Origin of the sequence: Actinomadura sp. RB99, from assembly GCF_014706005.1 — a bacterium.
Classification (GTDB): Bacteria; Actinomycetota; Actinomycetes; order Streptosporangiales; family Streptosporangiaceae; genus Spirillospora.
In genome coordinates, this window is sequence record NZ_JABMCA010000002.1 from 260,756 (window position 1) to 280,796 (window position 20,041).

Below are 20,041 nucleotides of genomic sequence, written 5' to 3' on the forward strand. Positions count from 1 at the left end.
CCCCGGACATCCGATCCGGGGTCCGCCACCACGGGCGTCCACGATGGAGGTGTGCATGGGGCGCGGCAGGTTGCGCGTCTATCTCGGCGCGGCGCCCGGCGTCGGCAAGACCTACGCCATGCTCGCCGAAGGCGCCCGCCGCCGGGAACGGGGCACCGACGTGGTGGTCGGCTTCGTGGAGACCCACGGCCGGCCGCGCACCGCCGCGCTCCTGGAAGGCATGGAGATCGTCCCGCGCAGGACGCTCGACTACCGCGGCACGAGCTTCACCGAGCTGGACACCGGCGCCGTCACCGCGCGGAGGCCGCAGGTCGCGCTGATCGACGAGCTGGCGCACACCAACGTGCCCGGCTCGCGCAACGCCAAGCGGTGGCAGGACATCGAGGAGATCCTGGAAGCCGGCATCGACGTGGTCACCACCGTCAACGTCCAGCACCTGGAGTCGGTGAACGACGTCGTCGAGCAGATCACCGGGGTTCCGCAGCGCGAGACCGTCCCCGACGAGGTGGTCCGCCGCGCCGACCAGGTCGAGCTGGTCGACATGGCGCCGGAGGCGCTGCGCCGCCGGATGGCGCACGGGAACATCTACGCCCCCGAGAAGATCGACGCCGCCCTCGGCAACTACTTCCGCGTCGGCAACCTCACCGCGCTGCGCGAGCTGGCGCTCCTCTGGCTGGCCGACAAGGTCGACGACCAGCTCGACCGGTACCGCGCCGACCACGGCATCGCCCGCACCTGGGAGGCCCGCGAACGCGTCGTCGTCGCCCTCACCGGCGGCCCCGAGGGCGACACCCTCATCCGCCGCGCCGCCCGCATCGCCGACCGCACCAAGGGCGCCGACCTGCTGGCGGTCCACGTCGCCCGCAACGACGGGCTCACCGACGTCAGCCCCGCGAACCTGACCCGGCAGCGGGCCCTGGTCGAGAGCCTGGGCGGCAGCTACCACCAGGTCGTCGGATCGAACGTGCCGGACGCGCTGCTGGACTTCGCGCGCGGCGTCAACGCCACCCAGCTCGTCCTCGGCGCGTCCCGGCGCGGACGGGTCGCCCAGCTGTTCTCGCGCGGCGTCGGCGTCACGACCACGGCGCAGTCCGGGACCATCGACGTGCACCTGGTGACCCACGAGGAGACCAACCAGGGCCGCCGGTGGAGGGCGCGCAGATCGGCGGGACTCCCGGCCGCGCGCCGCAACGCGGGGTTCGCGCTGGCCGCGGCCGGGCTGCCGCTGCTGACCGTCCTGCTCGTCCACCTGCGCGAACAGCTGTCCCTGGCCAGCGACATCCTGCTGTTCCAGGCGGCGGTCGTCGGCGTCGCGCTGCTGGGCGGGCTGTATCCGGCGCTGTTCGCGGCGATCGGCGGCTCCCTCCTGCTCAACTACTACTTCACCCCGCCCACCGGAACGTTCACCGTCGCCCAGCCCGAGGCGGTGCTCCAGCTCGTGATCTACGTGGTGGTGGGCGTGACGGTCAGCACGATCGTCGACATCACCGTGCGCCGCAGCCGGGAGGCGGCGCGGGCCCGCGCCGACGCCGAGGTGCTGTCCACCCTCGCCGGGGACATCCTGCGCGGCGAGCACGCGCCGATCGCGGGGCCCGGCGGCTACAGCGCGCTGGCGAACATCCTCGAACGGCTCCGCGAGACCTACGCGCTCACCACCGTCACGCTGCTGGAACGCGACCCGGACGCGCCGGTGACGCCCGACACCCTGCGCGACCCGGACCGCTGGGGGATCGTCGCCACCGCCGGCGGCGAACCCTGCACCAGCCCGGACGCCGGCGAGTCCGACATCCTGGTCGAGGACGGCACGCTCTCCCTCGTCCTGCGGGGCCGGACGCTGCCCGCCTCGGACCGCCGCGTTCTCGAGGCGTTCGCCGCCCAGGCCGCCGTCGCGCTGCGGCACCAGCGCCTCGCCGAGACGGCCCGCCAGATCCGCCCGCTGGAAGCCGCCGACAAGATGCGCACCGCGCTGCTCAACGCCGTCAGCCACGACCTGCGCACCCCGCTCGCCTCCGCCAAGGCCGCCGTCGAGAGCCTGCACAGCCCCGACGTCCCGTGGAGCGCCGAGGACCAGGACGAGCTGGTCGCCACCGCCGCCGAATCCCTGGCCAGGCTCGACCACCTGGTGGCCAACCTCCTCGACATGAGCCGCCTCCAGGCCGGGTCGCTCGGCATCTCCCCGAGCCGGGTCGCGGCCGAGGACGTCGTCGCCCGCGCGATCGGCGACACCGACCGGGACGCCGTCGAGATCCACATCCCCGACGGCCTGCCCGAGATGGTCGCCGATCCGGCGCTCCTGGAGCGCGTCCTGGCGAACCTCATCGCCAACGCCGTGCGCTTCAACCCGCACGGCGAGCCCGTCGTGATCACCGCCAGCGCCCACGGCGACCGGCTCGAACTGCGCGTCATCGACCGCGGCCCCGGCATCCCGCCCGCCGACCGCGACCGGGTCTTCCAGCCCTTCCAGCGCCTCGGCGACCGCGACAACGAGACCGGGGTCGGCCTCGGCCTGGCCCTCGCCCGCGGCCTCGCCGAAGCCATGGACGGGGACATCACCCCGGAGGAGACCCCGGGCGGCGGCCTCACCATGATCCTCACCATGCCGGTCCGCCGCCCGCATCCCCCGTCCGAGGCGCCCTCCGGAGCCACTGCCGGCCCGACGGCCGACCCGGAGGAGAGGGCCACGGAGGCCGACCTCGCCGACCCCAGGATCATCGACCGGGTCGCCGCCTGGCGCGACCGCATCGGCCAAGGCAACGATCGCGCGGGGCCCTCCCAATGATCGTGACGGCTTCGCTCCCGGCCGCCGTTTACGTGGCGATGCGCTCACGTCGTTCCGATCACCTTTTGACGGTCTCCGCGACAACGTCGACGTCACCGCCCATGGCCTCGGAGACGATGAAGCGAACAACTGGAACGTCGCCGACCGCGCCCACGCAGTCTGAACGGCATGCCTTCCATGGCCTGACGGACGCCGCTTCTGATCGGTCGCGCCTGACCGCACCTCCTCCGCAAGCGGCGGCGTCCTTGGGAGTGGCCGGAGGCATGCCGTCAGGGAGGCGTCAAGATTCCCGGCGGGGGCGTCAACAAGACGTAGTGATCCCGAACAAGGCCGCGACCCGGCCCTAGCGTGGGTTTTGCGGGTGCGGGCCTCGCAAGGCGCATTCGCGAAAAGCGATGTGGCGGCAGAATGCCGCAAATTGGGGGCATGCGATGGATCGCTTGGAATCGGCTGTCTGGCCGGTGGTCGGCGGCGAGGCGTCGCCCGGAGGATCGCGAAGTCCGCCGTCGTCCGCGCATCCGCCGAACGACCCGACGACGCGCAGAGCCGTTTCCCCGTCCAGGACCTGTCGGTTCCAGCCGCTGGACGCGCCGCTGCCGCCCAGCGACCGTCCCGCGGACGAGAACGGCGAGCACCATCGGCCCGAGCGAAAGACGCGGGGCGTCCCGCCTCAACGCGACCGGCGCGCCGATCGCACCGGTGACCGGCAGATCCACCAAGACGCTCATCAGAGGTGACCCGTGCTCTTCCCCATCGAGATCGTGAGCCGCCAGGACGAACGGCCATGACGCGCGTCCTCGTGGTCGACGACTCACCGCAGATCCTCGCGACCCTCCGGCTCAACCTCCGCGCCCGCAGCTACCAGGTGCAGGTCGCTCCGGACGGCAAGGGCGCCCTCACCGGCGCCGCGGAATGGCAGCCGGACCTGGTGATCCTCGACCTCGGGCTCCCCGACATGGACGGGGTCGACGTGATCCGCGGGCTGCGGGGCTGGTCGGCGGTGCCGATCATCGTGCTGTCCGGACGGGCCGAAAGCGGCGACAAGGTCGACGCCCTGGACGCCGGCGCCGACGACTACGTCACGAAGCCCTTCGGCGTGGACGAGCTGCTGGCCCGGATCCGCGCGATCACCCGCCGGGTGCCCGCCGACGACCTGCCCACCGTTGACGTCGGCCGCCACTCGGTCGACCTGAAGGGAAAGATCGTCCACGGTCCGGGCGGGGTGCGCGTCCATCTCACCCCCACCGAATGGGGACTGCTGGAGATCCTGGTGCGCAACCCCGGCAAGCTCATCTCGCAGCGGCGGCTCCTCACCGAGGTCTGGAGCCCGAACCACCTCAGCGAGACCAACTACCTGCGCGTCTACCTGGCCTCGCTCCGCCGCAAGCTGGAGGACGACCCGTCCCGCCCGCGGCACTTCATCACCGAGCCCGGAATGGGCTACCGGTTCGAGCCCTGACCCGGTCCGCCTCGACCGTCCCAGGGAGTCCGAACGGGGCGAGCCGGTGAAGGAGACGGCCGACGCCGGCTGAGCGTCGTCGGCGACCTCGCCGCCCTGTCGCTCAACGCGATGGCGTCGTCGCGTACGGCCCCGAGGCGCTCGTCCTCGTCCCTCGCGCGCCGGGGGAGCGGGTATGGCAGGCATCGCTCACAACGCCCTCCTCGCGTTGCCCCGCACCGCGATCTCGGCATGCTTCACCGCACTTGAGCTGAATGTCTGCTTCTGAGGCGGCCCTCCGCGGATGATCCAGTGTTCCGAGGTCAGTGAGATGACACACCTGGCCCGGCTTGCTTAACTATGGACGATCTTGTCGTTACTGTCGTACCCCAGGGTCGGCGAGGCGGTCACCGGAGGTAACGATGCGGTCCGGACGGTGGATGCTCCTCACCTGGCTGGTCATCGGAGCACTCGCTGCGGGACAGCGCCACTACTACGCCCACTTCAACGGCAGCTGCGGCCAGTTCGCCACCATCGGAATCACCCTGGTCTCCGGTCCGCTCAACTACATCGGTCTCAACCCCACCGCTTCCTGCAAGGTTCCGCAGCCGAGCAAGTGACCGTAGGGCTGCATCACCGCGTCCTCGTGAGCCTTTCGAGCGACACTGGTGCGGGGGGAACCCGAGCGGGGGCGTGCGTCAACCACCTGGCCGATGCCGGCGTCGATCTGGACCAGCGGGCACCTGCTTCACGCCCTCCGCGAGTTCGAGACCGTCTACAACGAGCATCGGCATCTCCAACACGCGCCCGGTGAAGCCGCCACCCAGGTATTCGGTGGGGACAACGCTTTTTCGCCCTCTGTTTGAGCCGGTTCCGGACTATGCGGCAACCGTTGTGTTGGAAGAGACGTCCACTTCGCGGGTGATTGTGGTGCCTGGTCGAGGAGGACTGATGGACACGGTGGTGCTGCGCCGGCGCGGGGTCGTCTCGCTCTTGGACCGGCCCCTGCAAGCCGCAGGGTACGCACTCGGCTTCGCCGGAATGGTCGCCGTCGGATACGTGACCAGCGGGTGGCCGGCGGCGCTGCTCATGGTGGGCTGGACGATCGTCGCCGTGGGGTTCTTGACGGTCTTCCCGCGCCGGGTGCTGACCGCCGATCGCCACGGCATCTCGGCAGGGATCGGTCGCGACCAGCGGGACTTTCGCTGGGACGGGATCGCGCAACTGGTCGTCTCCGCCGGCCGCGGCGATCAGGTCTCCGTCGGTGTCCAGGCCAGGGTGAGCGCTCTGCCCCCACGCCCATTGGACCGCGTGAAAGAACTGCAACGCCGCTTATTCGGCGACGCCCGGCTGGGTGCTGTCCGCCGCGACAAGCCCTTCGCTCTCGCCTTCGAGTCGCGCTGCATGGCCTCGTCCGCCCGCGAACTGGCCGAACAGCTCCAGAGTCTGGCACCGGTGCCTGTTGCCGGTCCCGGCACCGAACCTCATGCGCCCGAACCGTATGCCGTCCGAGCCCGGTCCCGGTCGGCCCTGCTCTTCGCCGCCTTCCTCGTCGCCTGGAATGGCGGTCTCGGAACGGTGTGGGCGATCGGCCTGTCCCGTGAATACCCGCACGCGCTCTTTCCGCTGATCATCGTCGGCGTCGGCATCGCGCTGATCGTGGTCGACTTCCTGATCCCCCGGGAGACGCTGACGGCGGACGGGGCCGGGCTGCGGTTCGACGGGGAGTTCCTCGCCTGGAACCAGATCGAGGCGATCGAGGTGGGGCCGAGCGGGAACGGTACCGAACTCGGTATCCGGACGACCGGCTCCGCCGCGACGGTCGAGCCGCACGTGCGGCGCCGGCTCCCCGGCGTTCGCGTCGACCCGGCCCGCCTCACCACTGCGGCACCTGCTCATGTGTCCATCGACCTCACCGCTGATCAGACCTGACCTCGGTTTCCAACCGGCCCGGATCGAGGCTCAACGGTACGCTCGTCGTGTGGGCGAACTGATCGGCTGCGCCAGAAACTCGACCGCCGCTGCTCCCGAGCCCCTTGCCCCTCAGCGTGGCGGCGCTCAGGTGCCTGCGATCACCGGTGACTACGCCTTCGCCCACCTGATGGGGATCTTGTTCGTTGGCCGCGCCGTCGGCACCACTGCGGCGGGAGCGTCTTCATGACGGCGGAGGCGCATTTGATGCGGGCCGGGCGGGCGATGGCGATCGCCACCATGGTGTCGCGGGTCACCGGGTTCGTCCGCACGATGGTCCTGGTCGCTGCTCTGGGGTTGGGGACGAGGCTGCTGGATGCCTACACCGCGGCCAACGTCACCCCGAACACGATCTATGAGCTGGTGATGGGCGGGGCGGTGGCCAGCGTGGTCGTGCCGCTGCTGGTCCGCACCGCCGCGGACGACAGCGTCGACGCCGACCTGTTCGCGCAGCGGCTGCTGTCCCTGGTGGTCTACGGCCTGGGTCTGGTGGTCATCGTGACCGTCATCGCCGCCCCGCTCATCGTGCAGGTGTACGTCCCCGGGTTCACCCCGCCCGAGCGGCATCTGGCGATCGTGTTCACCCGGTTCTTCATGCCCCAGATCCTCTTCTACGGGGTGAGCGCCACCCTGGCCGCGGTATTGAACGCACGCTCGCGCTTCGTCGCACCGATGTGGGCCCCCGTCGCCAACAACCTCATCGTCACCGCGACCGCCCTGGCCTTCCTGATGATCGGCGGCACCGGGCATCTGGAAAAGCTCACCACGGGTCAGATGCTGCTGCTGTCGATCGGCACCAGCGGCGGCGTCGCCGCGCAAATGGCGGTGCTGGCCGTGACCAGCCGACGGAGCGGGTTCCGGCTCCGCCTGCACGCTGACCCGCGCGGCATCGCCGTCCGGGCGATCGCCGTCATGGCGGGTTGGACCGTCGCGTCGGTGGCGGCCGCCCAGGTGGTGTTCATCGTCAGCACGCGCCTGGCCTCCCAGGCCGGACAAGGAGCCGTCGCCATCTACTCGAACGCCTACACCCTGTTCCAGCTGCCGTACGCCGTCATCGCGGTCACCGTCATCACCGGCGTTCTGCCGCGGATGAGCCGGGCGGCCGCCGACCGCGACCTCGCCCGGATCACCGCCGACCTGTCCCGGAGCCTTCGCCTGACCAGCGTGGCCATGGCCCCCGTCGCCGCTGCACTGATCGTGCTCGGTCCGCTGCTGACCGGTGTGCTGTTCGACCACGGCAACGCCGCACCGGCCGCGGCCCACCTCACCGGATCGGTCTTGGCCGCCTACGGCCTGGCCCTGGTCCCGTTCGCCGGTTACCAGATCATGCTGCGCGTCTTCTACGCCCTCGGGGACACCCGCACCCCCGCCCTCGTCAGCACTGTCGTGTCCGCCGCCACCATCGCGGCCAGCTTCACCGCCGCCCACGTCTTCCACGGTGCGAACCTGGTGATCGCCCTGGCCGGCTGCACGGGCCTCGCATACGCCCTCGGCCTGGCCGTCACCGCACAGCTGCTCCGCCGCCGACTCGGCCGCGTCGACGGGCACCGGCTCCTGAAAACCCACACTCGGACACTGACCGCCGCCGCCGTTGGCGCTGCCGGTGCAGCCCTCATCACCCAGACGCTCAGCCCAGCCTTGGGGACAGGAACGACCGGCGCACTCACCATCATCAGCGCGGCTGCAGCAGTCGGAGCCGGGCTCTACGCCCTCACCGCGCACCTGCTGAGAATCGGCGAGCTCAAAGAACTCACATCGATGATTCGCTCCGCATGACCCTCTGACGAACAGCCCGCGCAAACGAATTCGGACATCTGTAACCGCGACGAACTTCGGCCGCCGCGCCCGCGCCCTCGGGCGGCAGCGCCGGAGCCGCTCCCATTCGCGCCGACCATCACGTCTGCGCGGATGACCGACCGCAGGTTGTTGCGCCGGACCTGGGGGCATCCTCCTCGTCGACGACTCGCCTGACCTGTGCCGACGGTGTTTTCAGCAGGCGCGGTGCTGGCGTGGTCGGGGTCGTGGTTGTGGCTGTCCCTCTTTGTGAGCTACTCGTGAATGTCCACCATGCGGGGATGATTCCCGGCCAGCCTGATCCAGCTTCGCGACCCGGCGCCGACGAGGGCTTCACCACCGTCGGAGGCCGCCTCTGAAAGTCCGGTCGAACCACGAGAGCATCCGGAACATCGGTGACGCCGTCATCAGGGATCGCGCGCGACGTCGGGCGCCGCTAACTAACGTCCGAATAGGTCGGCCTTGTCGGGGCGTGCGGCGCTGCGGGCGGCGGCGGTTTCAGGATGATCGCAGGCAGAAGGGGTGTCCGGCAGGGCTGGCGTAGACCCGGCTGCCCGTGCGGGTTTCCGGGGTGACGTCGTCAGTGGGCCGCAGGCGGGTGGCGCCGGCCCCGGTGGCCGTGCGGTCGGCGGCCGCGAGGTCATCGACGCCGAAATCGAGGTGCATCTGCTGGGAGGGGCCGTCCGGCCAGTTCGGGGCCATGCGTCCGGGGGCCGACTGGACGATGAGAACCGGGAGGCCGGGCGCCTGGATGAAGTGATGGGTGGGCGTCCGGGTGATCGATCCGCCGAGCAGCCGGTGCCAGAAGGCGCTCTCCGCCGCGACATCGGCGGCGTCGATGATCAAGGAACTCAGAGTCATGGGCATGGGGGTCCTGTTCTTCGTGCCGGTCGGTGCTCAGACGGTCGGGATGATGCCGCCGTCGACGCGGAACTGCGCTCCGGTGAGCCATTTCGCGCGGCCTGAGGCGAGGAAGGCGATCATCTCGGCGACGTCCTCGGGGTCTCCTGGGCGGCCCATGGGGACCTTGAGGTGATCCACGATCTGCCGCGTGACCTCCTCTGAGGTGAGGCCCTGCTGGTCGGCCATGTGCTGGAGATGGGCGGTGGCACCGTCGGTGACGACGAAGCCGGGAAGGACGCACACCACGCGCACCCCGTGCTCGCCGACCTCGGTCGCCAGTTCGCGGCTGTAGGTGTTGAGCGCCGCCTTGGCGGCGGCGTAGGACGCCTCCGTGCGCTGCGGCAACTGGCTGGCGATCGATGAGACGTGCACGACGACACCGGAGCGCCGCTCGACCATCCCCGGAACCAAAGCCCGGTCGAGGCGCACGGCGCTGAGGAGGTTCATCTCCAGGTCCGCCCGCCAGGACTCGTCCGACCGGCTCAGGGTCGGCGCCGGGTCGCTGGCCGCGCCCGCGTTGTTCACGAGGACGTCCACTCCGCCCACGCGGTCGATGACCCGGCGCCCGAGTTCCGCTACGCCCTCCTGTGTCGAGAGGTCCGCTGGAATGAACATGGCGGGGGTGTCCTCCTCAGGCCTGCTGCGGGAGGCCGTCAGCACGGTCGCGCCCGCGGCGGCGAAGCGGCGGACGGTCGCCTCGCCCAGGCCGCGGCTGCCGCCGGTGACCAGCACCCGCAGACCGTCCAACCGCTCGTCCGTGATCGGCATGCGCTTCTCCTCCGTAAGATGAACCCGACTCCGGAAACCATATACATAACCGGAACCGGACTCACCTTATGGAGGTCTGTTGCCGTCATCACGTCCGCTGCGCGCCGACGCGCGACGCAACCGCGAGGCGCTCCTGTCCGCGGCCCGCGAGGCGTTCCTCGGTGGCGACACCGAGGCGCACGTGGAGGACATCGCCCGCAGCGCCGGCGTCGCCGTCGGAACGCTCTACCGCCACTTCGAGACCCGCGAGGCCCTCATCGAGGAGGTCTACCGCGCGGAGGTCGACGACCTGTGCTCCGCGCCTTCCGACCTGCTGGACCAGTACGCCCCGGACGAGGCCCTGAGGCGCTTCCTGCTGTTGCTCGTGGACCACGCGGCCGTGGGCAAAGGAATGTCCGTCGCTCTGGAGAGCATCATGGCGACGGACTCGCCGGTCTTCGATGACGCGCGCACCCGGATGGCGGACGCCCTCACTCAACTGCTCGACGCGGGCAGCGCGGCCGGTACCGTTCGCAACGACGTCTCCGGCTCGACGCTGCTGCGCGCTTTGGGCGGCATCTGCGGAATGCGCGCCACGAAGGGCTGGCTGGAGGAGGCCCGGCAGATCACCGCCCTCCTCTTCGACGGCCTGCGCCACCCCGCTCCACAGGCGACCTGAACCGGATGGCGTGGCGGCGCGGCCTCTGCGCAGGCCATGACCGCTTCTCCGGACTGCATCAGGCCACTGATCGCTAATGGCCTGATCGTGTTCGTGGTGACCATCGGCTGCACTTGGCGACAGCCACCGCCGAACTTCGGTGTGTCCTGGAGACGGTGCATCGCCAGTTCACCGAGTGGAACCAGACGCGGCTATGGGGCTGCGGTCATCGCGCCCGTAACTCGGACTGGAGCCCCTGGTGCGCGGCATCCCGCCGGGCCACTCCCGGCGCGGGGCACGGCGACGGCTTCCCGCGAACCTGTCCACCGCGCCGCAACCCAAGCCGTCTTCGCCCACTCCACCCGAGCTGGTCGTTATCGAGTGTTGAGCACTATTCGAGGGGATTTGTCCGACGAGGGGTGCTGTGCTGACCGGGGCGGTCTTGCCGCCAGGCGTCACATCCGGAACGCCCAGCTTCCGGGGGCATCCCTGTGTGCTCGGGATCTGGCATTCTCCTCGACCGATTCCGAAACCGACCGAACTTTTGTGCCCGTCCGTTGATCCTACTAAGAGGCGGACGGCCAGGGGGGCCACCGCCAAAGGACAAGGGGGATCACGATGAAGCGTTTGGTGACGGTGGCGGCCACAGCGAGCGCGGTTCTCGTCGGCGGCGCCGTGCTGTCCGCCGCGCACGCCGAGACTGTCACACCGGCCAACGGGGGACCCGCTTACGTGAAGGGCAGGGTCACCGCCTCGCCGCACCTGGCGATCCGGAGCAAGCCCACCACCAAGTCGCTCCGCGAGGGCTACTACAACAAGGGCGACATCCTCGCGCTCAAGTGCTACGTCAAGGGACAAGGCGTCTTCGGTAACAGCACCTGGTACCGGCTGGACCCGACCCACAATGCCAACTGGGACGGGGTCGGCTACGTGTCCGCCTACTACATCAAGCTCCTCGGCGCCAAGCCGCACCACTGCTGACGCCACACGCAGATCTCGGCGGCCACGCCGAACCCATCACAATGAGTCGAAACGGTGGAGGCTCGCTGAAACCGGCCCGGATGGGCCGTATGTCCGGCGGGCCTTCACCGCCGCTTCCTTTGCGTTCCTGCAGTGGGAAGCGCGACTTCTCTTGACGAATGTGACGCAAGGGTCCTTCTTGCCCATGTGTCTGGGAGCGTTTGCTCCCCAGTGGCTCCCGAACCACCTGCAAGAGCAAGAAGCGGGGCTCCTGGATACCCTTCGAAGCCTCCTGGCCTGCGTAAACGCTGTCGCGACGGCGGGACCCACGCCCGCGTGCCCTAAAAGAAGACCACATCCTCGAAGAGGAGCTCGGCACCGACGGGCTCCTGTTCGTCCACTGGCCGGACGCGGCGAACGAGGAGCGACCCGCCTCGCTCGACTCCGAGCTCGGCCGGGCCGAAGAGAAGGCCAAAGGGGGCCGATACCGGGTATGGGATGCTGAGCGCCTATAACGGCGCCAATTGTCGCTGCGACCACCGCAGGCGAGCCTCTGCCGAATACCGCGCCCGCCGCACGGCCGACGGCAAGGACATCGCCGCGAACCTCGCCGACACTAAACCGACGGTCACGTCCCCGCCAACTGGTTCCGCAATCGGATCTGGAAGTCTGTCCTCAAGGAGGCCGACCTTAACCCGATGCTCCGCATTCACGACCTCCGGCACACTCACGCGTCCTGGCTCCTGTCTGGAGGCGCCGACTTCACGGCCGTCAAGAACCGCATTGGCAATGGCTCGGGCTCCACTACCGAGCGCTACCTAAAGCGGTGCTTTCAGTGGGCTACGAGCTGACGTGTTCGACTGAGGTCCCATTCTCGTGTTGTCCGATGCCGCCGCGTGTCGATCCGTTACCGAACCGTTGAGCTGGCGTTGATTCAAAGTCCGGTCAGCGCGCCAACCCACTATTGGGTCGGTGTGCGCGATTTTGTGCGCCGCGTCGGCGGCGTCGGAGTCCCGTCCTCGTGCTGTTGTCGGCAAGCATGCCATCGCAGAAGCGGATCGTGCGCGGCTCGCCATCAATGGCGGCTTTCGGGGAGCGGTCCCGAGTCAGTTGGTCGCTCGGAAAGCGGCGGCGGTTACTGCCACCAGGGCAGGGCGCGTTGCTGGGCGAGGTGGTCTGCGGCGGTGGTGAGTTCGCCGAGGTGGGGTCTGATGTGCTGTATGTGTTGCTCCACCCACAGGGTGCAGGCCACGACGGGGTCGGACGCGGTCGCGGCGATCGCCGTCAATTCGGGTGGATCGAGTTCCCTTGGCGGCGGTTGGTCGCGGTCGGTCAGGCTGGCGGCGAGTTGGTCGTACCAGTCGTTCAGGCGTGCGGCTTGGTCGCGGAGGGCGCGGCTGACCGGATCGGGTTCGGCGTCCGGGCTCGGTAGTCCGTTCAGCGATCGGGCAGTGAGACGGAGCCGGGTGGTGCCCGCGACGAGCCGCCATAGCTCTTCGCGTGGCATCCGCTTGGTGCCCTGCTCGGCGAGATAGCCCCGCAGCGCGTCGTCGAGCCGGATCTTTGCGGCGACGGCCTGGGTGGCCTGGGGCGGGCGGGGTCTCATGCCGAGCGCCCAGTCGATCGCCTGCCTGAGATAGGCGGCGCTCTGCCGGAAGGCGTCGGCGAGATCGGCGCGGACCACCTGGCCGGCGCCGCGCGGCCAGAAGACCAGCCCGACGACGAGGCTGACCGCGCATCCGATGGCCACGTCCTCGATTCGCAGCACCCCGACCTGCCAGCCGACCGGGGCGAGCAGGTTGTACAGGACCGACACGACGATGGTGAAGGCGGCCTGGCCCACCGCGAACGGGGCGGTTCCGGGCGCGTATCCGGCGACGAGCACGGCGAGCGGCAACGCGGCCCACAGCGCGGCCGAGCCGGTGCCGATCGCCATGATCAGGGCGGCGCCGAGGGCGAACCCGACCACCGTTCCCAGCAGGGCCCGCCAGGCGGTGGCCCCGGTCGAGGCCGCGCTGGTGCGCAGCACCGACAGGGTGCCGAGGACGACCCAGAAGCCGTGCTGGACACCGCTGACGTCGGCGACGGCGATCGCCGCGGCGAGTCCGGCGGCGCCGCGGATGCTGTTGAGGAGCCAGACCGACCGCAGGCTGGCGTGGTGCAGGGCGACGCCGCTGATCGCGGCGAGCACGCCGAGCCGCCGCTCGGCCCCTGCGGCACGTTCGGGGATGCCGTACACGCGTTCCTGCCATTCGGCGATGGTCGCCGGATTGGCCCGTCGCACCGCGACGATCGTGTCGATGGCCGCTGCGCGGACGGCGAGGCCGAGCGTCCGCGCGTGGAACGAAAGGTCGACCGCGGTGGCGTACCCGGTGTCGATGCTCATGTGCCGCAGTGCCGTCACGCTCGCTTGGAGCGCCTTGTCGAGCCGGTCGAGATCGGGATTGGTGTCCGCACCGTCGAGCAGTCCCGCCACGTCCCGCAGGACGGCGCCCGTCGCGGAGAAGAGTTCACGCTCGACCTCTGGCATGTCACTGAAGTGGCCGTACTCGCTGAGGCTGTCGCACAGGAGGGCGGTGCTCCACTCGAGCATGCCGACGACGCCCGCGAGCGCTTGGTCGGCGTTCGTGAGGCTGGTCGGCCGATAGGGGGTGGACGTGAACTGGTCGATCAGCCGGTGTTTGGCCCGGATCGACGCTTCCCGGTGGTCTGGGACGGCCTCGGCGCGCAACCCGGCCCCGACGAGATCGCCGAGCGCCCGGGCGCACTTGGACGCGGCGTCCTGCAGCGCGTCCGCCGCTGGTCGCGGGGAGACGAGCAGGACCGCCAGCGTTCCGACCACTGAGGCCAGCCACCAGCCGGCGAGCCGGTCCGGCACCATCGCCAAGGTGCCGGAAGAGGCGGCGGGCAGGACGTACGCCAGCAGCGCGGCGGTGGCGCCGGCGGCCAGGTTGGGCGCGATCACCCCGGCGAACAGCACCCCGAACGCCACGGGCACGGTCACCAGCGCCGCCAACCAGGTCACCGAGTGCACAGCCGTGCCGATCGTCAGCAGCACGCTCCCCGCGACCGCCAAGTAGAGGTGCGCGATGACCTTGTCCAGCCGCCGCCCCCCGAACGAGGCCATCACCAGCGTCGCGAAACCGCCGAACGCCGCGAACGTGGCCATCTGCACGTTGCCGAAACCCTCAAAGGTCAAAGCGAACAACGCGGGAAGCACCACGGCGGCCCGTACCGCCCGCATCGCGGCGGGGACCGACCAGGTGAACAGCTGAACCCGCGCGAACTCGACCATCGACCAACCATAAGACCGGCCGACCTCGTCCTCCTAAGACCCGAAGGGGACGGCGGACCTAGTGACGTCCCTGCTCAGGGGGCATGAGTTCCCACCAACGCCCGCTGCAGGAGACGAGCATCCGCATCACCGCGCCCTACGGTGAGGTGAGGGTGGCCAACACGCGATCCGGTTCCCAGTGGGCGCGGAACGAGGTGATCAGGCCGTCGTCATCGACCGTGTAGACGGTCAGGCAGTCGATCGTCATGGTGGTCCCGCCGTCCAGCGTCGCGGTGATGGTGACGACATTGGCGCAGGCGGGACCGTTGGCGAACGAGTCGCTCACCCGGAAGCGGAACTTCCGCACCCGGGCGATGTTCTCGTCCCAGAACCGCTCGATCCCGTCCGGCCCCCGGTGCCCCTTGCCCTCGGGATCGAGCATCGAGGGGCCGACGGGGTCCTCGATGACGGCGTCCGGGCCGAACAGCGCGAGCCACTCCTGCTTGCGTCCTTCCGCGGCCGCGCTCATCGCCGCGCGTACCGCCCGGCGCGCGGGGTGGTCGGCGTCCGGTGCGTCCCAAGTGACTGCGGTCATGGCAGAAACTGTAACGTGTTCTCATTTCCGGTCAACGGTCTCCACCGACCCGTCAGGCGGCTGCCGGGCCACGCCGAGTCGTCCTTGGCGGCGTTGGACGTCCGAGAGTGTCTGGCCGCACCGGTAACCGCATCCCGCACGCTGGTACTTCGCCGGCGGTCATGGAGCGTCGGCCTCATCAGGGCATCGCAACGCACGCCCGTTGAAGCCGCCGTATCCATCGATTACCGACAACTGGCGGAGGGGCATCGTCTTCTTGGTGCGGGCTGGCCGGGGGGGTGAGCGCGGCTCTCTTCACCTTCGGCGGCGCTTCTGGCGGTGCTGCTTGGAGGGGGAGCGTTGTTGCTGTGGCTTCTTGCGGGTGGGCTGCTGTTGTTGGGGATTGCGGCCACGGGAGCTGTTGGGGGTGCGGCCGCGGACGATGCCGATCAGCTCCTCCATCAGGTCGGTCGTCTCGGCCGCGAGCCAGGCCAGGCCGATCTGGGACTGAGGAGCGTCGGTCACGGTCCGGTAGGTGAGGTCTTTGCGGTGATGGAGGCGGGCCAGGGACTGCGGGAGCAGCAGGACGCCGACACCCGACGCCACCAACTCGATTGCGCCGGCGGTGCTCTCAGGACGGGTGAAGGCGGGTTGCCCGGGACGGACGTCCCAGGTCAAGACGTCGTCGAGCGGCTCGAACACGTCCTCGTCGGCGAGGTCGGCGAGCTCCACCTCCTCCACTGCGGCCACCGCGTGATCCTTGGGCACCACGACCACGGTCGTCTCCAGGTACAGCGGGATCACATGGAGGGCCTCGCGGTCGACGGGCAGGCGTACGAACGCTGCGTCCACCTCACCGTTCCGCAGCAGGGGGACGACCTCGGTCGCCGGCATCTGCAGCAGGCGAAGCGGCACCTCCCGGACCCGCTCGGCCCACACCCCGGCCCACTTCCCGGGCGTCACCCCCGGCACATAGGCCAGCCGGAACTCACCATCGGTCACCCCGCCACCCTAGTCGCGTCCAGACGATGCCCTCCCGCTGGCTACGCTTGAGGGCATGGGCACGTCCAAAGCAAAGACCCCGCAGACCATGAAGCCCGCGACAGCGGCCAAGAAGCTGGGGATCCTGCTATCGGCAGCACCCGCCGAGTTCCAGGAAGGTCCTGTCTCCCGGGACGAATTGAACGCGCTCCAGGCCGACCCGCCCTCTTGGCTGGCGAATCTGCGTCGCGAGGGTCCCCACCCCCGCCAGGTCGTCGCCGCCAAGCTCCGCGTCTCCGTCTCAGGCCTGGCCCGCGCCGGCATCACGGGCCCTCTCACCACGGCCGAGATCGAGAACCTCAAGGCCGAAAGGCCCGAGTGGTTGGAACGCGAGCAAGCCGTGCAGGCCGAAGTCCGCAAGGAGGAACTCCGCCTCAAGGAGCAGCGCGCCAAGGCCTGACTCGCGCGATGTCCATCGCCGGCCGCGCTGCTCGCGATGGAGGCGGCGTTGGTCAGGTTCCCGGCTGTGGGGGCGGGGGCGCCCAGCGGTCCGCCAGGAGCCTGAAGCTGGGCACATCATCGAGTGATACCGAGTATTCGTAGGTCCGTTCATAGCCGATGCCGCTGATGCGCCATCCGCCGTCCGCGCAGCGCCGATACGTCTCCTCGTAGAAGGCGGATCCGCGGATCAGCACCCGGAACGCCTTGGCGATGACGGTGTCCTCCAGGCACCAGGTGCCCTCGGCGGTGTCGCCGTCGACCCGGATCTCGGGTTGGCCCGCGAAGTGCACCGTGGTGATCTCGGGGCCGAGGTTGGTGCGCATGTAGTCGACGATGGCATCGCGGCCTTCAAGGCGCAGCGGCCCGCCGACCGCGCGGGTCCCGTAGGCGCCTATGGCGTCCTCGGTGAGGGTGTCGGCGAACCCGTTCCAGTCCTTCAGGTCGAGGCAGCGCAGGTAGCGGTACTTCACCTGACGGATGTCCTCCAGGGCGTTCAGATCCATGCGACGTAGCCTGCTCGACACCGCCGCCATAAACAAGAACGCGTTCTAACTTTTGAGGCGCCCCTCCCGCTCGGCGCTCGGATGCCGGCGCTTCGTCTAGCATCCGGTGGCTCCCGTCATGGCGTCCTCGGCGGCGTGCCCGGGTTGTACTGTTCTCGCGTGCTCATGGGGCGGGATCGTGAGAGGGACCACCTTGCCGGGCTGCTCCGGGCCGCGCGTTCCGGGCGCAGCGGCACGGTGGTGATCCAGGGCGAGGCGGGGATCGGCAAGACCTCCCTGCTGGAGCAGCTCGCGGCCGACGCCGGGGACATGCGGCTCATCCGCGGTGCCGGCGTCGAGTCGGAGAGCGAGCTGGCCTTCGGCGGTCTGCACCTGATGCTGCACCCCTTCACCGACCGGTTCGACGCGCTGCCGGCGCAGCAGGCGGCGGCGCTGCGATCGGCGTTCGGACTCGGCTCCGGGCCCGCCGGCGACCGCTTCCTGATCGGCGCCGCCACCCTTACCCTGCTGTCCGAGCTGGCCGCCGACCGCCCGCTGCTCTGCCTGGTGGACGACGCGCAGTGGCTCGACAACGCCTCGCTGGACGCGCTGCTCTTCGCCGCCCGCCGGCTCGGCGCCGATCCGATCTCCATGGTCTTCACGGTGCGGGACGGCGTCCGTCCGTTCCCCGACCGCGGGCTCGACGTCGTCCGGCTGGCCGGCCTGGACCGGGCCGCCGCGCGCGACCTCGTGGCGGCGCACGCGCCGGAGCTGACCGTCCCGGTTCGGGAGCGGCTGCTGGACGAGGCGGCCGGCAACCCGCTCGCCCTCATCGAGCTGGCGCACGCCCTCAAGTCGCGGCCCGCCCGGCACGCCGGGCCGCTGCCGGTCGGCGGCAAGGTCCAGGAGAGCTTCCGGCGGCGGCTGGCCGAGCTGCCGGACGCCACCCGCCGGCTGCTCCTGGTGGTCGCCGCCGACGGCACCGCCGACCTGGGCGTCGTCCTGCGCGCCGGGGACGCGCTGGGGCTCGTCCCCGCCGACCTCGAACCCGCCGAGGAGGCCGGGCTCGTCGTCCTCGACGGGGAGGAGGTGCGGTTCCGGCATCCGCTCATCCGCGCCGTCACCTACCAGGAGGCCGCGCACCACCGGCGGACCGCCGTCCATGACGCCTTGGCCCGGGTATTGACCGGCGACGAGCACGCCGACCGGCGCGCCTGGCACCGAGCGGCGGCCGCCACCGGCCCGGACGAGGAGGTCGCCGCCGAGCTGGAGCGGGTCGCGCACCGCGCCGGGCGGCGCGGCGGAACGGCCGCGGTCGCCGCCGCCTACGAGCGCGCCGCGCGGCTCAGCACCGAGCCGGAGGGCGAGGCCCGCCGGCTCGTGCACGCGGCGCGGGCCTCCTACGACGCGGGCCGCCCCGACCAGGCCACCCGGCTGGCCGCCGAGGCCGAGCACCTCACCGGGGACGACGGGGTCGTCGCCGAGGCGACGTTCATCCGCGCCCAGGTCGCCTACGAGCGCACCTCGCCCGCCGCCGACGCGGAGCTCGCGCTGCAGGGCGCGGCGCTGATCGTGGAAAGCGATCCCGACCAGGCGGTGTCCATGCTGACGGAGGCGGTCTGGTCCGCGCGGGACGCGGGCGCGCACGGTCTCGTGCGGCGGAGCGTCGAGCTGCTGACGAAGGTGAGGCCGCCCGCCGATTCGGCGAAGGCGCCGGTGGCGGGCGCCCTGATCGCCTACGGGCGGCGGCTGGTGGACGACGCGCCCGACGCCGTCCGGCCGATGCGGGCGCTGTTCGAGGCCGCCCGGGCGGGCGAGATCGAGGACGTCGTCGAACGCCTCATCGGCGGTTTCATGGGCCTGCTCGTAGCGGACGACCGGGCCGCGACGGAGCTGCTGGAGCGCATGGCCGCCGAGGCCAGGGCCGAGGGCGCGCTCGGCTGGCTGCCGTACATCTCCGAGGCGCTCGCGATCGGGCGGGTGCTGCTCGGCGACCTGCACGGCGCGGACGCGGCGACGGCCGAGGGCATGTCGCTGGCCGCCGACATCGGCATGGACATGCAGGTCACCGCGATGAAGTGCATCGCGGTCCGGTTGGAGTCGGACCCGGAGCGCAGCCGCGCCCTGGCGCCGGACGTCCTCGGCCATGCCGACGTGCACCCGACCAACGCGGCGCTGGCGTCCTGGGGCATCGGCCTGCTCGATCTCGCCGAAGGGCACGCCGGCGAGGCCCTGGAGCGGCTGGACGCGGTGTGCTCCGGCCCGGCCCGGTACGACGTGCTGATCCGCGCCGTCCCCGACCACGCGGAGGCCGCGGTGCGGGCCGGGCGCCGGGACCTGGCCCGCGCCCATCTGCCCGCGTTCGAGGCATGGGCCGCGGCCACGTCCTGCACGGCCCTGATCGCCCGGTGCCGCGCCCTCCTGGCCGAGGGCGACGAGGCGGACGGGCACTACCGCTCCGCACTCGGCCTGCACGGGGACCGGGCCTACGATGCCGCGCGGACCAGGCTGCTCTACGGCGAATGGCTGCGCCGCCGGCGCCGCCGCACCGAGGCGCGCACCGAGCTGACCGCCGCCCGGAACGCCTTCGCCCGGCTCGGCGCCCCCGCCTGGGCCGAACGGGCCCGCGCCGAGCTGGAGGTCCTCGGCGACCGCCCGGCGGCCAGCGCCGAGGACACCGACCCGCTGAAGCGGCTCACCCCGCAGGAACTGCAGGTCGTGCGGCTCGCCGCCGCCGGGCTCAGCAACCGGGAGATCGGCGCGCGGCTCTACCTGAGCCCCCGCACGGTCGGGCACCACCTCTACAAGGCGTATCCGAAGATCGGCGTCACCCGCCGCTTGGAACTGGCCCGCCTGGTATCGGACACATGACTTAGCCGCTCCTCCGCACCCGTACGGCACCCTCTGCGCGAGACCATGTTCCGAGCGCTCATCCGCCTTCTGACCTGCGCCGTTCAATTCCCGTCCGGTGACCGATGC

16 protein-coding genes are annotated in these 20,041 nt (G+C 70.7%); 10 read left to right on the forward strand and 6 right to left on the reverse strand.

Annotated elements, in window-relative coordinates:
- Positions 1–55 precede the first annotated feature (55 nt).
- From amrb99_RS03290 to murJ, 6 genes are all read left to right on the forward strand, one after another.
- Positions 56–2,779, forward strand: a complete 2,724-nt coding sequence (locus amrb99_RS03290) for an ATP-binding protein (RefSeq protein WP_190852002.1) — start codon at positions 56–58, stop codon at positions 2,777–2,779.
- Between the two features lie 784 nt (positions 2,780–3,563).
- Positions 3,564–4,238 (forward strand): response regulator, encoded by a 675-nt coding sequence (locus amrb99_RS03295; protein WP_190852004.1) that lies wholly within the window; start codon positions 3,564–3,566, stop codon positions 4,236–4,238.
- Positions 4,239–4,657: 419 nt separating this feature from the next.
- Positions 4,658–4,837: a hypothetical protein gene (locus tag amrb99_RS03300; RefSeq protein ID WP_190852006.1), complete on the forward strand. Its 180-nt coding sequence runs from the start codon at positions 4,658–4,660 to the stop codon at positions 4,835–4,837.
- Between the two features lie 331 nt (positions 4,838–5,168).
- The gene (locus amrb99_RS03305) at positions 5,169–6,149 is read left to right on the forward strand and encodes a hypothetical protein (RefSeq protein ID WP_190852009.1); all 981 of its coding nucleotides are present in this window, start codon (positions 5,169–5,171) and stop codon (positions 6,147–6,149) included.
- Between the two features lie 49 nt (positions 6,150–6,198).
- Positions 6,199–6,378 carry a hypothetical protein gene (locus amrb99_RS03310; protein WP_190852011.1) on the forward strand — a complete coding sequence of 60 codons (180 nt, stop codon included), beginning with the start codon at positions 6,199–6,201 and terminating at the stop codon, positions 6,376–6,378.
- Positions 6,379–6,395: 17 nt separating this feature from the next.
- A complete protein-coding gene (murJ, locus tag amrb99_RS03315; RefSeq protein WP_277819828.1) occupies positions 6,396–7,964 on the forward strand; it encodes a murein biosynthesis integral membrane protein MurJ in 1,569 nt (522 codons plus the stop codon).
- Positions 7,965–8,480: 516 nt separating this feature from the next.
- On the opposite strand, the gene amrb99_RS03320 is transcribed toward murJ, so the two are convergent.
- A complete protein-coding gene (locus tag amrb99_RS03320; RefSeq protein ID WP_241755177.1) occupies positions 8,481–8,828 on the reverse strand; it encodes a VOC family protein in 348 nt (115 codons plus the stop codon).
- A gap of 51 nt (positions 8,829–8,879) precedes the next feature.
- Positions 8,880–9,653, reverse strand: a complete 774-nt coding sequence (locus amrb99_RS03325; protein ID WP_190852024.1) for an oxidoreductase — start codon at positions 9,651–9,653, stop codon at positions 8,880–8,882.
- Between the two features lie 79 nt (positions 9,654–9,732).
- Between amrb99_RS03325 and amrb99_RS03330 the strand changes: the two genes are divergently transcribed.
- Together amrb99_RS03330 and amrb99_RS03335 are read left to right on the forward strand one after the other, a co-directional pair.
- Positions 9,733–10,311 (forward strand): TetR/AcrR family transcriptional regulator, encoded by a 579-nt coding sequence (locus tag amrb99_RS03330; protein WP_190852026.1) that lies wholly within the window; start codon positions 9,733–9,735, stop codon positions 10,309–10,311.
- Between the two features lie 597 nt (positions 10,312–10,908).
- Positions 10,909–11,271, forward strand: coding sequence for an SH3 domain-containing protein (locus amrb99_RS03335; protein WP_190852028.1), 363 nt, complete (start codon positions 10,909–10,911; stop codon positions 11,269–11,271).
- 1,114 nt (positions 11,272–12,385) lie between these two features.
- Here the strand turns inward: amrb99_RS03335 and amrb99_RS03345 are convergent.
- The 3 genes from amrb99_RS03345 to amrb99_RS03355 form a co-directional block, all read right to left on the reverse strand.
- Positions 12,386–14,545, reverse strand: a complete 2,160-nt coding sequence (locus amrb99_RS03345; protein ID WP_190852031.1) for an FUSC family protein — start codon at positions 14,543–14,545, stop codon at positions 12,386–12,388.
- 136 nt (positions 14,546–14,681) lie between these two features.
- The gene (locus amrb99_RS03350; RefSeq protein WP_190852034.1) at positions 14,682–15,119 is read right to left on the reverse strand and encodes a nuclear transport factor 2 family protein; all 438 of its coding nucleotides are present in this window, start codon (positions 15,117–15,119) and stop codon (positions 14,682–14,684) included.
- A 294-nt stretch (positions 15,120–15,413) separates the two neighbouring features.
- A complete protein-coding gene (locus amrb99_RS03355; RefSeq protein ID WP_347256511.1) occupies positions 15,414–16,100 on the reverse strand; it encodes a LysR family substrate-binding domain-containing protein in 687 nt (228 codons plus the stop codon).
- 55 nt (positions 16,101–16,155) lie between these two features.
- Between amrb99_RS03355 and amrb99_RS03360 the strand changes: the two genes are divergently transcribed.
- Positions 16,156–16,539: a DUF5997 family protein gene (locus tag amrb99_RS03360; RefSeq protein ID WP_190852036.1), complete on the forward strand. Its 384-nt coding sequence runs from the start codon at positions 16,156–16,158 to the stop codon at positions 16,537–16,539.
- A 52-nt stretch (positions 16,540–16,591) separates the two neighbouring features.
- Here the strand turns inward: amrb99_RS03360 and amrb99_RS03365 are convergent, their stop codons facing one another.
- Positions 16,592–17,083 (reverse strand): nuclear transport factor 2 family protein, encoded by a 492-nt coding sequence (locus amrb99_RS03365; protein WP_190852038.1) that lies wholly within the window; start codon positions 17,081–17,083, stop codon positions 16,592–16,594.
- A 165-nt stretch (positions 17,084–17,248) separates the two neighbouring features.
- Between amrb99_RS03365 and amrb99_RS03370 the strand changes: the two genes are divergently transcribed.
- A complete protein-coding gene (locus amrb99_RS03370; RefSeq protein ID WP_241755211.1) occupies positions 17,249–19,933 on the forward strand; it encodes a LuxR family transcriptional regulator in 2,685 nt (894 codons plus the stop codon).
- The last annotated feature ends 108 nt before the right edge of the window (positions 19,934–20,041 follow it).